13 protein-coding genes are annotated in these 14,923 nt (G+C 44.6%); 6 read left to right on the top strand and 7 right to left on the bottom strand.

The window, feature by feature from the left end:
• Window positions 1-35: 35 nt before the first annotated feature.
• Window positions 36-263, bottom strand: a complete 228-nt coding sequence (locus tag RH88_RS14990) for a glutaredoxin family protein (protein ID WP_005597514.1) — start codon at window positions 261-263, stop codon at window positions 36-38.
• A 139-nt stretch (window positions 264-402) separates the two neighbouring features.
• On the opposite strand from RH88_RS14990, the gene RH88_RS14985 reads away from it, so the two are divergent.
• Window positions 403-897: a M48 metallopeptidase family protein gene (locus RH88_RS14985; protein WP_005597512.1), complete on the top strand. Its 495-nt coding sequence runs from the start codon at window positions 403-405 to the stop codon at window positions 895-897.
• Between the two features lie 10 nt (window positions 898-907).
• Window positions 908-2,065, top strand: coding sequence for a 23S rRNA (adenine(1618)-N(6))-methyltransferase RlmF (rlmF, locus tag RH88_RS14980; protein ID WP_005597510.1), 1,158 nt, complete (start codon window positions 908-910; stop codon window positions 2,063-2,065).
• Window positions 2,066-2,164: 99 nt separating this feature from the next.
• Here rlmF and pilW read toward each other — a convergent pair whose 3' ends face one another.
• Both pilW and metA read right to left on the bottom strand, forming a co-directional pair.
• Window positions 2,165-2,926, bottom strand: coding sequence for a type IV pilus biogenesis/stability protein PilW (pilW, locus tag RH88_RS14975; RefSeq protein ID WP_005597509.1), 762 nt, complete (start codon window positions 2,924-2,926; stop codon window positions 2,165-2,167).
• 183 nt (window positions 2,927-3,109) lie between these two features.
• The gene (gene metA, locus RH88_RS14970; RefSeq protein WP_005597507.1) at window positions 3,110-4,051 is read right to left on the bottom strand and encodes a homoserine O-acetyltransferase MetA; all 942 of its coding nucleotides are present in this window, start codon (window positions 4,049-4,051) and stop codon (window positions 3,110-3,112) included.
• 129 nt (window positions 4,052-4,180) lie between these two features.
• Between metA and RH88_RS14965 the strand changes: the two genes are divergently transcribed.
• Window positions 4,181-4,558, top strand: coding sequence for an ATP-binding protein (locus tag RH88_RS14965; RefSeq protein WP_005597505.1), 378 nt, complete (start codon window positions 4,181-4,183; stop codon window positions 4,556-4,558).
• A gap of 106 nt (window positions 4,559-4,664) precedes the next feature.
• Here the strand turns inward: RH88_RS14965 and RH88_RS14960 are convergent, their stop codons facing one another.
• The 4 genes from RH88_RS14960 to RH88_RS14945 are packed head-to-tail and all read right to left on the bottom strand — an operon-like array spanning window position 4,665 to window position 9,354.
• Entirely contained in the window at window positions 4,665-5,807 is a 1,143-nt protein-coding gene (locus tag RH88_RS14960; RefSeq protein WP_005597504.1) for an ABC transporter permease, read from the bottom strand.
• Window positions 5,804-6,952, bottom strand: coding sequence for an ABC transporter permease (locus RH88_RS14955; RefSeq protein ID WP_005597502.1), 1,149 nt, complete (start codon window positions 6,950-6,952; stop codon window positions 5,804-5,806). Before RH88_RS14955 ends, RH88_RS14960 begins: the two co-directional genes overlap by 4 nt.
• Window positions 6,952-7,926: an HlyD family secretion protein gene (locus RH88_RS14950; RefSeq protein ID WP_005597500.1), complete on the bottom strand. Its 975-nt coding sequence runs from the start codon at window positions 7,924-7,926 to the stop codon at window positions 6,952-6,954. The genes RH88_RS14955 and RH88_RS14950 overlap by 1 nt, the downstream gene beginning before the upstream one ends.
• A 9-nt stretch (window positions 7,927-7,935) precedes the next feature.
• Window positions 7,936-9,354: a TolC family protein gene (locus RH88_RS14945; RefSeq protein ID WP_005597498.1), complete on the bottom strand. Its 1,419-nt coding sequence runs from the start codon at window positions 9,352-9,354 to the stop codon at window positions 7,936-7,938.
• Between the two features lie 297 nt (window positions 9,355-9,651).
• On the opposite strand from RH88_RS14945, the gene RH88_RS14940 reads away from it, so the two are divergent.
• The 3 genes from RH88_RS14940 (at window position 9,652) to RH88_RS14930 (ending at window position 14,907) form a co-directional block, all read left to right on the top strand.
• Window positions 9,652-12,792, top strand: coding sequence for an HD domain-containing phosphohydrolase (locus tag RH88_RS14940; RefSeq protein ID WP_005597495.1), 3,141 nt, complete (start codon window positions 9,652-9,654; stop codon window positions 12,790-12,792).
• 217 nt (window positions 12,793-13,009) lie between these two features.
• Complete coding sequence (locus tag RH88_RS14935) at window positions 13,010-13,492, top strand: GNAT family N-acetyltransferase (RefSeq protein ID WP_418381323.1); 483 nt, start codon at window positions 13,010-13,012, stop codon at window positions 13,490-13,492.
• Window positions 13,489-14,907, top strand: a complete 1,419-nt coding sequence (locus tag RH88_RS14930; protein WP_005597490.1) for an NUDIX domain-containing protein — start codon at window positions 13,489-13,491, stop codon at window positions 14,905-14,907. Before RH88_RS14935 ends, RH88_RS14930 begins: the two co-directional genes overlap by 4 nt.
• The last annotated feature ends 16 nt before the right edge of the window (window positions 14,908-14,923 follow it).

Genomic DNA, 14,923 nt, shown 5'->3' with positions numbered 1-14,923 from the left:
TGGAAATTCCACCCATTTAAATTCCTGAAATAACACTAACTTTGATACATCTTCTCAAAGTTCTTCTGATTCCATCCGACCATAATTTGATCACCGATCTTCAATACAGGGATAGAGCGAGCCCCCATGGCTTGTAGTTCTTTGCGTCCGCGTTGCATTTTTGCGTTGGTCAAACGGTATGGGTAGCCTTTTGAGTCAAGATAGCGCTGCGCATCTTTACAGTGTGGACATTTGTCGGCGACATATAAAACCAGTCTTTTCATACTGAGCCTTTTTTAAATCAGGAGATGAAGAAATTGGCTGGAGTATAGGCGAATAGCGCGCATGCGACAATGATTCGAGTGATGAGTGCGGGTAATTGGGGTAAACTTAGGCCGTTATTGATTATGTTGTCGAGTCACTATGAATCCTGCGTTGCGTTATATCCAAGGGTATCCTGAACATATCCTCACGCCAGTGTCACAAATGCTTGAGTCTGGTCGTTTCTGTGCTTGGTTTGAAAAACGCTATCCAGAGCGTCATAAGATTCAAAGTGAAAAAGCGTTGTATGAATATACCATCGCGCTGAAAAACCAATATATGAAGAAAACGTCACCACTGAGTAAGGTGGTGTATGACAATAAGATCCACCTAATTAATAACGCGTTAGGGCTACACACTTATACTGCGAAGGTGCACGGCGGAAAAATAAAATCGAAGAACGAGATTCGTATCGCTAGCATGTTTAAAGATGCACCAGAACCCTTATTGCGTATGCTCGTGGTTCATGAGCTTGCCCATTTAAAAGAGAAAGATCATAACAAATCGTTCTATCAACTTTGCTGTCATATGGAACCGGAATATCATCAATTGGAGCTGGATGCTCGTTTGTTTATGATTTATCGAGAACAGAAGTAACCAATTCGCTATGAGTACAAATGATGCGCCGCGCGACAAGCGCGCCCCACGATCCGCTAAAAAAAACAAAGGGTCGTCAACCAAGCGTCCGGCCAATAAAAACGGTGTAAAACGTGGCATGAGCGCTAAGAGCGACAAATTGCCATCGAGTAGTGTGACAAACATTACTCAACTGAAAGGCCAGCAAGGGCTGCACAAGCGTAATGTTCATCAAGGGCGTTACGATTTTGTACGCTTGGTGAAAGCGCTTCCTGAGCTTGCAAAACACGTGGTTAAAAACCCAGTTGGTGAAGCGACGATCCGTTTTGATGATCCTATTGCGGTGAAGCTATTAAACAAAGCGTTATTGGCTGAACATTACAGTGTCACGCAGTGGAATATACCTGAGGGGTATTTGTGTCCGCCTATCCCTGGCCGTGCAGATTACATTCATCGTTTAGCAGATTTGCTCTCATCAGAAGCGCCAAAGCTTAACCACAAACTTATCAGGGCGCTGGATATAGGTGTTGGCGCTAACTGTATTTATCCGATTGTCGGCGCGACGCAATACGGCTGGCACTATGTGGGCAGCGATGTTGATTCGGTGTCAGTGGACAACTCAAATCGTATCGCCACGGAGAACGACGTATTAGTCGGTAATGTTGAGTGTCGCTTGCAAAGTGACAGTCGTCATTTCTTCCAAGGCATCATACAGCCGGGTGAATACTATGATGTGACCACGTGTAATCCACCCTTTCATAGTTCGTTAGAAGAAGCACAGAAAGGCACCGAGCGTAAAATCGCCAACCTTAATGCACATAAGGAAAAGCGCGGCAATGTGAAAGCTGAGAAGGCAACGTCCACACCAGTAAAAACCTCATCAAAACAAAGCACTACGCTCAATTTTGGCGGTCAAAAAGCCGAGTTATGGTGCCCGGGGGGCGAAGCCACTTTTGTTAAAAATCTCGCGTATGAGAGTGAAAAGTTTGCCACACAGGTGCTATGGTTTACGACCTTGATTTCAAAAAAAGATAACGTGCGTTGGTTGTGCAAAAACTTGGAAAAAGTGGCTGCCAAGCAAGTGACGATTGTCGAGATGAGCCAAGGGCAGAAGATCAGTCGATTTGTTGCGTGGAGCTTTAAAGACCAAGCTCAGCGAGCAGCATGGTTAGCGCTCAAATCTCGCTAATACTCGTAAAACCCTGTTTAAGCCCGCTGCTAATGCGGGCTTTTTTGTGACCGTGATTGATGTTGATTGTTTGAAACGCGGCTTTATAGTTATCCCAGATCATGTGTTGATTGCGGCCAGTTGCTGCTGATAGCGTTCGACAAGGGTTGCGTTGTCGGCTTTGGTTTCTAGTGCAATCATTAACGTAAGTACCTTACGCTTCACTGGCAAATTTAACTCTTCGGTCTGCATTAATCGAAACAATCGCAAGCGAGCCTCATTCAGTTGGCTCTGGCTAATTTCAAGTTTTGCTAAGTTCAATACTGCACGATGGCGCGTCGGCTCATAATCAATTGCTCTTGAGAAATAGAGCATTGCTTTATTGATGTCTCCTGATTTGATGGCGCAAAAAGCGGCATTTTCGTAACTAGCCGAAATGGAATAATACCTCGGCTGTTTGATCGCTTGTTTGAAATAACCTTCAGCCGCTGTGAAGTTACCTTGTTTACAAAGAAAGGTACCGTAGTTATTGAGTACGTTGCCATTGCTGGGGTGTAAGGCGAGTGTTTTGCGATACAAGTTTTCCGCGTATTGGTATTCACCCACTTGTTGGTGATAGTGGGCGAGTGAGAGTTGAGCGCGATAGTAATCAGGTGTGTGTTGTAGGGCTTTTTCAAAATTCTCCCGCGCTTTTGCTAGGTTACCTTGTTGTAGATAGCCAATCCCAAGTTCAATCCGTGCTTCGGCTTTTTCTTGGGATGAGATATTGAGTGTTACACGTTCATCGGTGTGAATGGTGACACAGGCGGAAAGTAATAACAGACAGCTGGTGGCGATAAGTGTCTGTTTGTTTATGATAAATCTGCGAATACAAGATGTCATGACCAACCCCTTGGTTATGAGGGGATTATAATCACGGCAAAGCGCGGAAAGCCCTGTAGAGCGAGTGAGTATATGGTTAACATGCGAGTTGAACGGCAGCAAAGAATGTAAAAAAAGGCCATGCGTGATGGCCTTTTGGGAGTGTTGTCGTTGTTCGAGAGTGGTTTACTCTTATCTTTCCGATTAGTCGTCTTTAGTAAAGTTTGCTTCACTAAAGTGCTCAAGGTCAAACGGTGTTTGTTGATAAACACAGTAGTTGAGCCAGTTTGAAAACAATAGATGACCATGGCTACGCCAACTGGCGCGTGGATTGTTCTGTGGGTCGTTATTTGGGTAGTAGTTTACCGGAACAACGGGTTCCATCCCTTCATTACTATCTCGCACATATTCATTGTGTAAGGTATGGGCATCGTATTCAGGGTGTCCTGTAACAAACACATTGCGCTTGTCTTTCGTTGACGCTAAGTAAACACCAGCCACATCGGATGTGGCTAGAATATCCAGATCAGTGTGTTCGCTTAAATACTCTGACGAGAAATCAGCATAACGAGAATGGGGCGCTAGAAACTCATCATCAAAACCACGTAGTAGAGCATGGAAAGGTTGCTGCACTTGATGGCGATATACGCCAGACAGCTTCTCTTTACGAGTTCGTTTCGGTAAATCGTAGAGCAGTTTTAAGCCCGCTTGCGCCGCCCAGCACACATACAGCGTCGAGGTGACATGTTCTTTGGCCCAGCTCATAATATTCTTTAAGTGATCCCAATAAATCACATCCTCAAATTGCACCAAACCCAGTGGGGCACCGGTGATGATCATGCCATCAAAATTACGTTGCTTGACCATTTCAAATTGACGATAGAAGGTATCAAGATGTTGAGTGGGTGTATTCTTGCTTGGACGGTTATCAATGCGTAGCAACTCAATATCTACTTGCAGCGGGCTATTTGATAACAGGCGCAAAAACTGAGTTTCCGTCTCGATTTTTTTCGGCATTAGATTTAGGATTAACACCTTCAGTGGACGAATGTTCTGTGTCGCAGCACGAGTTTCGGGCATAACGAAGATATTTTCTTCGCGTAGCACATCTGAAGCGGGTAATTGATCGGGGATCCTAATCGGCACAGCTTTCTCCCTAAAGCAGCTTTGGACGTCTATACATCCAAACTTACCTGAATCAATTTGAGATGTCGATAACAAATTTAAGTATAATCAACAGCAATTGTTCAATATTCCCTAAGCCCCATTAGCAGTATGCCTAAATTAACACTTATTCGTGGTTTACCCGGTTCGGGAAAGAGCACTCTGGCAAGCACTTATCAAACTGCTCATTTTGAAGCGGATATGTATTTTGCTCTCACAACCGGTGAGTATCATTTTGATCCGTTGCAATTGGAAGATGCCCATCAGTGGTGCCAAGCGCAGACGGAAGCGGCCCTTAAAAATGGTCAAGATGTAGTGGTTTCCAATACGTTCGTTCGCCGTTGGGAAATCAAACCCTATTATCAGATGGCGAAGAAGTTAGGGGCTGAATTTGAAGTGATTGAATGTCTCGGTCAGTATCAAAATATTCATGGGGTATCGCAAGCGGTGATTGAGAAAATGCGCAGTCGCTGGCAGTCATGGCAATAGGCTTCATCACTGCTGGTGAAAAACGGCTAAATATATGAGTAAAAAATAAAGCGTGGTTGATTGACCACGCTTTATTTTTATCGATAACAGCTAATAAGCAAGCTCACTATTTATGGTGAGCTTTCTGCTTGCCTCGATGTACTGACCAAAGCGCCAAGCTAAACCAAGCGATGGCTTGTAGCCAAAGCTGGGTGTAATGTGGTGCGACTTGTTGCCAATCAGCCCCCATTTGATTCAGCGCCAAGAATCCTTGTATCGCGGCGGTACTTGGGAAGAGATTCGCTAGCCAAAGCACAATGTTAGGAATGGATTGTGTCGGCCAAATAAAACCCGCACTGAATATGAGTGGCATGGAGCTTATCAGTACCACCAGCGTGACTAATTCTCGGCGTGGTAATATTTGCCCAAGCCATATTCCGATCGCGCTGGTGGCGATTAAAAACGGCAGTAGCATGGTGAGCAACTGGCTGATAGGGGCGAGTTGGTTAACACTGTACATCGTAAAGCTAGCACCGAAGTAATACATGCTAAGTAGGTAATAGGTTATCACCAAGATACAGGTGCGAACCGCGATGAGCTGGAGCGCTGGCGTGCGGCTCCAATACCCTTTACCGTGTTTTTGTGTCCCGCCAAGCAATCCTGCTGCCATTGCAAGTGTTTGCTGCAAAATTAAAACAAAAACCGCCGGAACAACATAATCTAGATAGCCCATGCGAGGATTAAAAGTAGGCTTCATATTGAGCTGACTTGGTGCGTATTGATTCACCGCTTGTTCAATCGGAGTTCCTTCAATCACCAATTTACTGACGGTTGTTTTGGCCGCTAGTGTGCCGCCTGCGTGGGCTAAGCCTTCGACAATAGTGCCGTAAACCAAGAAATAAGAGGCATCACCTGCGTAAGCCAGCGTGGGGCTTTTACCCATTAACAAATCTTTGTAGAAGTGTTCTGGAATCACTAATATGCCGCTCACATCGCCGTTTAAGAACGCCTCTTTTGCGCCGATGATTGAGCTATCTCTACGGACAATATTGACTTGTGGTGTTGCATCAACCATACGTTCGAGCTGGTAACTGGTTTGACTCAAGTCCAAGTTCACAACAGTAATTTTTTGCTCTAGCGGGGTTTGATTGCTATACGGCAATGGGTATAGAAAAGAGTAGAAAACCACGCCGCCAAATACCGTGAGCATGACGACTGGATTGGTTAACAGGGCTTTTAATTCAGCTTTAATTAACGACCACAAACTCATGCTAATCGCTCCTGTTTTAAGTGCTTTTTCACCAGCACAAGAGTGAGCAACAATGGCAGGGCATAGCCCAGCATCGGTAACAGTTCATTGAGCGCAACGGGCCAGGGTTCGCCGTAGCTGACTTGGTTAACTTGCAGTTCGATGTAGTGGCTGATGGGTAATAAACTCCGCCAAAATTGCGCCAAGCTGTTCATATCGGTCACTGGAAAGGTGATACCCATAAAAGCAAAACTAGGCGCGGTGAATGCGCCAGCAAAGCTCATCGCCCGCGCAGGATCGAGTGTCATAAAAAAGAAGAAACTTCCCATGATCATGCAGGCAATCGCGGTAACAAATTGACCAACAACAAGCAGGAATAAGCTGCCATTCATCGGCCATTTCAAACCGATATAGAACCAACACAAAAACGCAAAACCTTGTAGAACAAAAATAGGCAAGTAGGGCGCTAATGTATTTAGGATCTGTTTTGCGGGTCTTTCACCGAGCCAAGATCGTAAACCTCGCATGCGGTGATTGGCCGTTAAAATTAAAATCGTACTCACAACTACAACGATTTGCCATAATGCAGGCACGACCGCTGACACTAAAAACTGCGCATAGTTGCTGTTTTTATTAAACAGTGGGGTTATTTGGGTACGAATTGGGACGGCGTTTGCCATCGCACTGGTGATGGTTTGGTTACCCAGAGTAAGATTCTTCATCGTGGTAACTTGAGCGTTAAACGTCCCTTGTGCTTGCAAAAAGGCGGAATTGACTAACTTACCGATCAGGATGGTTTGGCTGTTATAAAAGACTGAGACTCGCGGCATTAAACCTTTGTATACGTCGCTGTCAAAGTTGCTTGGGATGACCGCATAAGCGTAGATTTCACCCTCAACCAGTGCTTGTTTCGCCTGTTCAACACTTTGTAATTGCTGGATCACAGCCATGCTTGACGTCGCATCGTAGTAGCGCGTTAAGGTTTGAGACATTTCGCTATGAGAAAAATCCACCACGGCGATGGGGAGGTCACGAGCGATCCCGTGTGAGAACACGGCCCAAATCGATAGCGCCAAGGCGACCGGCAACCACGTTAGGCTGGAAAGCAACCAGCCGTCTCGTCGAACTATCTGCCATTGACTAATAGTGTGTGAATCGCTTGCCATTACAATTCAACCGCTACGCTCATGCCCATACGCAATTCTGGTTCTGCCTTGGTTGGGCGAGCTTCGACCTCAAAAGTTCGTAAATCAAAGCCTTGAGAAGCATCAGTGGAACGCCATGTTGCAAAGTCACCCATCACAGCAATGTGAGTCACGGTAAACTCAACCGTTTTGTCCAAAGCGGGTAGGTAAGCGTTAAATGTTGCTCCTTTTTGGAAGTGTTTCAGCCAATCTTCACGCACATTCAACACCGCCCACGAATCTTGTATATCAACCACGGTAACCACAGGGAAACCTTGAGGCGCTAGCTCGCCACTTTGCAGTAGAACTTGAGAAACTTCGCCATCAAACCAACTCATGACTTGTGTATCGGCGGCGAAAGCCTCCACTTCGGCGACTGCGCCTGCGGCCATACGCGCTTTTTCAGCTGCCGCGACTTTGGTCTCATCACGAGCGCCTTCTTTGGCCATTTGATACATTTGGAAAGCGGCACTTTGTGTATATTTTGCTGCTTGCCACTGAGTTAGGGCCTCATCGCGCTTTTGCTCTGCAACAACGCCATCTTGATAGAGGTTGTTGACGCGAAGATAGGTTTTTTCGGCTAACTCTTCAGCCGCGCTTGCTTTCTGCCACTGATCTTTTGCCGCTTGAATTTGTTGGCTACGTGCGCCTTTCTCTGCCTCTTTCGCTAGTGCATCCGCCGCTTTTTCACCCGCTTTTGCTTGCTCTAATTTTGCTTCAATTTCAGGGCTGTGAATAGTGAAGATAAGTTGATCTTTAGTGACCATGTCACCTTTGCGAACCAGAACTTGGTCGATACGTCCCGCAACTTTGGAGGAAATGCTGTATTGCTGAGATTCAATCTGACCTTGTAGGTGCATAGGCTTAGGCTGGTAAGCTTGATAAAAGCTGTAACCTACCCATGAAGCTAGAGCAATTGCTGCCGCAGAAAGCGCGAGTGTTTTTTTATTTTTCATGTCCGTTCCTTACAGGCTCTTAGTTGCAATGGCAGTTTGCTGGTATTGGGGAAAACTGTTCATTTGATTCGATAGTGCCAATAGCTTCGCCAGCGAAATAAGATAGTTAAAACTCGCGGCTGCACGCTGTGTTTGAATACTGGCTAGGTAAAGTTGCGCATCAACCACATCGGTTGAAGTTGATAAGCCTTGTGAAAAGCCTTTGTTACGCAGTTTAAGATTTTCATGTGCTAATTCGAGACTCGATCCAAGGCCGACCACTTCTTCTTGTGCCTGTTGGGCTTCAAGGTAGGTCTTTTTAACCAGTACGGAGAGATCTTGCTTAGCTTGAGCTTTGAGATACTTGACTTGATTCACCGCACTATGTGCCGCTTTTACTTGCTCGCTACGACCGCTGTTATCGATGAGCGGAATGCTCACTCCAACACCGACTAACCAGTCTGGTTTCATTTGGCTTGCCAGTGAATCGTCCTCATGCAGACTGTAGTCACCATAGAGATATACTTCAGGGTAGTATTTGCCCTGTTCCGCTTTGATCAAGCTATTGGCTTGCTTTTCTTTGGCATCGAGCAGATCGAGGCCGGGGTAGGTGGCGAGTGTTTGATCAACAAAAGCGCTGAGCGGCGGTAAATTTGAGTTGATAAATAGCGGATCGCGCGGCTCTACTTGTGTTGTTTGGTTGAGTATTTCGCTTAATGCTGATTGGGCGATAACCAGTGTTTTTTGTGCTTTCTTACGCTCAACGGTTGCTTTATCAAGCGCAGCTTCAGCTTGTAAACGCTCGACGCGGGCAATTTGACCTTGTTGTTCAAGTTTGAGGGCATTGTTGCGATGTTTGGTGAGTCCTTGTTCAACTAACTGGCGTGTATGCACCACCTCTTCTGCTAATAAAACGCTGAAATAGTATTTACTGAGATCTTCATAGCGAGCTTGTGTCTCCATCGCCAGTTGGCTGACCGCTTCGTCGGTTTTGCCTTCTGCGGCACTTTGCGCTGCGCTGATTCGTCCACCAGTGAAAATTGGCCAAATGGCACGAATAGAGGAGCTAAAGATATCACGTTCAGAGACAGTGGAAGTTATGCCTCCAAGACCATTCAAAACTTGGCCTATGACTGGTGTTGGTATTATGGCACCTAGCCCAGACAGGTCGGGTACACCACTTAAGCTGTCGCTAAGTTGTTTTCCCGACACGCTCACATCTTGATCAAGTCGGGTGTAATTCGCGCCTATCGTAACTTTTGGCAAGTTGAGGCTATCGCTGGCCTCTTGCAGGTGTAGATAGCGTTCAAGGTTGGCTCGTTGTGCGGCAATCGAGTTATTGTCTTTTTGCAGTAGCAGCCATGCTTCATCAAAACTGATTTCGGCGCTATGTGCCATCGGTGCCAAGGCGACACAACTGAATAGTACTGAAAGGGAACGCAATTTCATGACAAATACTCAAGAAAATAATTTAGAGTATATACTCTAAACATTCACTCATCAATGTGTATGGAGAAGGTGGTTTGCATAAATGTGAGGTATTTGTTGCACTTATGCAAGAATTATAACGAATGGAATGCTGAACTTTTGTGCAGTAAGTTGAATAGTGGATTAGTATTAAATAATGGTGAGCAGTCTAACTAGGATGATTAGATGTGTGCCACGGGCTTAGGATTATAAAAAAGAAACAATAAGCATAATAACAATGACTTACCTGATTGATGCCAAAGGAGGGCAAAGATCACGATGAAGAGTTCGTCAAAACAGGCTAGAAAATTTTCAATTCGCTTCACTGTCGGTAGTATGTTTCTCTTTGCCACTGTACTTACCGCTATATTTGCTATTAGTTTACAATATTACTTTAGTCGGCAAATGACCGAAGAGCACGTGCTGTCTAAATTGACCATGGCCAGCTCAGAGATCAGTGATTACATTCAACAAATCGATGTTAATGCGACCAGTAGCGCGCAAATTTTACGTACGGTTTCTACTGCTGCGGAAAAGCAGTTTAGTGAGAAAGAAATCCGCGATATTTTCGTTCAGGTGTTAAAAGATAATCCACTGTTCTATAGCCTCTATTATGGCAACAACACGGAAGATTTTTATCAAATAATTAACTTAGAATCGTCACCTATTGTTCGAGAAAGAATTGATGCGGTTGACCACGATCGCTGGGTAATTATTAAGATCAAAGGTTCAGGCGCTGAACGAATTCGTACCACTGAGTATTACAGTGATTCGTTAAAACGAACTCGAATTGTTTCGCAACATAGTAACTACTTTCCCTCACAGCGGCCTTGGTATCACTCTGCAACGAAAAGCACGGTATATAAAACGGATCCGTACTTGTTTAAGCATCTCAAAATTACCGGTCAAACCTATTCTATTCGCAGTAAAAAGTCGGTGATCGGTGTCGATATTGTATTGTCATCGCTGAGCTCAAAAATCAGTTCCGATGCAAAAGGGGTATATGGTGGTGATGGGGTTGAAGCGTTTTTGTTTAATCACAACGGTGAAGTTATCGCTTCGAATTTAACGCAAAATGCGACGACGAGTATTCCCAGTGGTGTACCAATGAAGTTGACGGATGAGCAAATCCGCAATGTGCAATATGCGCCTCCGCTCAAAGTGTCAAATCAAAACAATTGGGGACCCTATGACTTTGCTCAAGCAGGCGAACCAAAAGGTTACTCGATCGATCAGTTAAAAATTGTGTCACAAATGACGGGGTTGCAATTTGAGTTCGTTAATGGTTTCACTACCCAAGATTTAACGAACAAGTTCAATCAAGGTGAATTGGATATTATTCATTCTCTTACCGCTAAACACCCACTGAATGGCTCAGGAAAGAGCGTCAAGATGTATACAGCCCCACTTGGTGTGGCGATGCGACAAGAGGGGCGCTTACCCACGACTGTGACTGAGTTACAACATGGTGCAATAGCAGTAATCGAGGGGCGCGGGATCGAGCAGGTTCTTTACAATCTTGAGCCTAGCTTGAATATTACGCCAGTAGTGCGTTTTGAGCAGGCAAAAGCCTTATTGCTAGAGGGTAAAGTTGATTTTGTTGTCGATAGCTCTTTTGCGTTAAATGAAATGAAAGGCGCTGCCAATTCTGATGCGATCACGGTTGGCAATTTAAATGACCTTAATCATATTCCTTTTCATCTTTATGCTTCAAAAGAGCAGGCGCATTTATTGCCAATGATTGAGCAGGCTATCAAGCAATTTACGCCTTTGCAAAAGAGAGCGCTGGAGCTTAAATGGCTTGATGACAGCGTGTCTAAAGCAGGTTTCTTACCTTATCCGGAACTGTTCAATCTTTCGCTTCAACAAGCACAACATAACCAGATGATTTCCGCAGAGAATGGGGAGAGATTTTTATATGTTACCCCCGTGTCCAATAGCGGCGAACAAGAATATTTTGCCGTTGTTGTGCCAACCAATGTGATTACTAAGCAAGTGGTTGAGCGTTTAGTCACTTCGATTAGTATCACCATTTGTGCCATGTTGATACTGCTGCCGATCGCTTGGATTTTTGGTTCGCCGATTGTGCAACCCATCAGCCATTTAAGACGAGAAACGTTGCGTATTAAACAGAGGCAGTTTAGTCAAGTACGTTTAGTCGACACACGCATCAAAGAGGTTCACGAACTTTCGCTATCCATGGTTGATATGGCAAGTGAAATTGAACGGCATGCAAAGGAGCGTGAGGCGTTTATTGATGCATTTATTTGTCTTATCGCCCAAGCAATCGATGATAAATCACCGTACACGGCTGGTCATTGTAATCGCGTTCCAGAGCTGGGCATGATGCTGGCAAAAATCGCCGAGGATACGGATACAGGGAAGTACAAAGATTTTCGTTTTAATAACGATGATGAGCGACGAGAATTTAGAATTGCAGCGTGGCTGCATGACTGTGGAAAAATCACGACACCGGAACATGTGGTTGATAAAGGCACGAAGCTGGAAGCAAACTATAACCGTATTCATGAAGTTCGTACTCGTTTTGAAGTATTGTGGCGTGATGCGGAAATTGAATATCTACGCTCATTGTTAGATGAGAGCATTGATAAAGCCAGTGCGTTTGAAAAGCTGCATAACCGTCAATCTGAACTTAAACAGGACTTTGAATTTGTTGCCAAAGCCAATGTTGGCGGCGAGTTTATGAGTGAAGACAAGATAGAAAGGGTGAAAAGCATCGCCCAACAAACGTGGTTACGTCATTTTGATAATCGCCTTGGTTTGTCGCCATTCGAAGAGCTGAGTAAAGTACCGCCGCAAGGCTCGTTGCCAGTAAAAGAAAATTTATTGGCAGATAAACCCGAACATATTATTCATCGTGTACGCCAAATTGAGTTTGAAGAAAAACACGGCATTCAGATGGAGGTTCCTGAGCATCAATATAATTATGGTGAAGTGTATAATTTGACCATTTCACGCGGCACTTTAACTCCGGAAGACCGTTTCAAAATCAACGAGCATATGATTAGCGGTATTAAAATGCTGGAAGCGTTGCCATTCCCTCCTGAACTATCGAATGTGCCGCGCTTTGCTTCAACGCATCACGAGACGATGGATGGCAGAGGTTATCCAAGGAAACTCCGCGCCGCTGATTTGTCGATCCCAGAGCGAATTTTAGTTATAGCCGATATTTTTGAAGCACTTACAGCGGCAGACCGACCATACAAAAAAGCCAAGCCATTTAGTGTTGCGATAGACATTATGCATAAGATGGCCTTGGACAAACACATTGATGAAGATTTGTTCTTACTATTCTTAACCAGTGGTGGATTTCAGCAGTATGCAGAGCAGTTTTTACCAGCAAAACAAATTGATTATGTTGACGTTGCCAAGTACATAAAGAGACCAGATTTTGCCTGATGTTATTACGGCTAAATAGTTAATAGAAGGTGAGAAAGGAGCGATTAACGCTCCTTTTTTCATCGGTTCAAATAGAAGTCATCACAGAAAATTATTGAGGCAGGTGGCCGTTTAGGTTTATGGGGAGGCTTGATTGTAAAATTTGATGTGAATATTGGCAGTTTTCATTGATTGTCTAGCCGCTTCCGAGCAAACTGAGGTTACTTATAACCCATTAATTAGTCTATCAGTGATCACGATAACACCAGCTCGCGAAAGCGATCTATATGCGCTGAATGAATTGATGTATCAGCTTCATCATGAGCATCATATCCAAGCACCAGACAGTTTTAAAACAGCAGAAGAAATTGAGCAAGAGAAGAGCATCGCGCGCTATTTGGATAATCCAGACTGTTTAGTGTTTGTTGCAACCGTGGAAAGTAAAGTGGTTGGTTTTATCACTGGTCATTTTTGTGAATTGATTTCGACGGTGAGTAAGCCAGTGCAAATGGGCAGTATTGACGAATTGTATGTATTGCCCGAATTTCGTAAGCAAAACATTGCTCAGCAGCTCTATTCGACCTTGGAGAAAAGGTTGTTTGAATATGGCGTGAAGGAAGTGTTCGTTGAAGTTTGGGACTTCAATTCCAGTGCTTGTCAGTTTTACTTTAAATCTGGTTTCGCGCACCATATCCACTGGCTAAGAAAGTCGATTCAATGATGAATAAAGCATACGTAAGAATATTCAGCTTAATGGCTGGTGTGATCTTTTCTGTTTTTTGTAGTGCACAGGTTTTCGCGCAGCCTAAAGGCGCTGTTTGTATTATCAATGCCGACAATCAAATCGTGGTTGTTGATGAAATCCTTACGGGTAAAGTGTCGTTACCGGCCGGTACGATTGGTGCGGATGAATTACCCCAAGTCGCCGCTCAAAGAGAGGCGTGGGAAGAGACAGGGTTAGTCGTGACGGTCGGTGAAGAACTGGCGCGAAATCAAAAGGCGATATTTTATCACTGTGTGTCGGATTCAGAGATTATCGCCTTTCAACAGCAAGATAAACGGGAAGGGCGAGTATTACCCAACTGGTTTGCACCTCATTATGGTATTGAAGTCTCATCGGCACGTCTAATTGATCCAAGGCAACTGAATGTTGCCGATTATCGTTATCCACAGCAATGGCCGTTGGTACAAGACTTGTTTGCGAAAACAGCGCCTCAGTCAGTCAATTATGTGAGTAATCTCTTTGAGGCCGCACCGAGATACAATCAGGTAGAGTTGCAATGGATTGCCTCGTTGCAATCGTGGGTCGCTCATTTAGATAGCCGAGCCTCGAGTTTTGTCGATAGCTTTCTGCTTACGGGGTTAGTGTTTACGTCAAGCTGGTGGCTACTGCTATTATTGCCTATTTGCTATGGCTATTTTGAGCGTAATTTTACGCTCAAGTTACTCTTTACCTTGATCATCACCACCTTATTGGTTCAAGTCGGTCAACTTGGTTTTGCTCAACCAAGGCCATATGTCTATCTGCCATTATTGGAGAAAGGTACGCAAGTTGGCTTTGGTTTGCCAAATCTTGCTATTGCCCTGTGGGCTGTCGTGATTACGATGCTTCTAAAGCGTGCCCGTCTATGGGGATTTAACAAAGGCTCAATGGTGTGTATCGCTTTGTTAGGTTGGCTATCCATCGCCTTGGTTTACAGTGGAAGTGCCTTTGTCCTTGATTGCTTGGCTGGGTTATTGCTTGGTTGGCTGTGCGCTTGGCATATGACGCGTCTAGACCGACAAATTGGTGTTGAGAGTGAACAGTTATTCCAACAAAAAGGTGTCTGGCTTCTGGCGATGACAGCAAGTGGTATTTTGCTGTTGTGGTGGCAAACCCCGATGTTACTCACATTGGCACTAATGACCACGGTGATATTATTGATCATGATGTGCGTGCGTTTGCCTGAGCGAGTGAGTATGCGTTCAATGATGGTTTTAATACTGTTACTGGTTGTTTGTTCATTGGCATTAGCAGGGCTTCATAAACACGTAGATAGTAGCAATCTATACGCACTGCTTGTTGATGGGCTGCATTGGCCGCTATTACTGCTTATATCCGCAAGTTATCTGATGATGAATAAAACAAAGGCCTAGCGATGCTAGGCCTTTG

The organism is Vibrio scophthalmi LMG 19158 (genome assembly GCF_000222585.1).
GTDB lineage: Bacteria > Pseudomonadota > Gammaproteobacteria > Enterobacterales > Vibrionaceae > Vibrio > Vibrio scophthalmi.
This window is presented reverse-complemented; position numbering and strand designations above follow the sequence as displayed.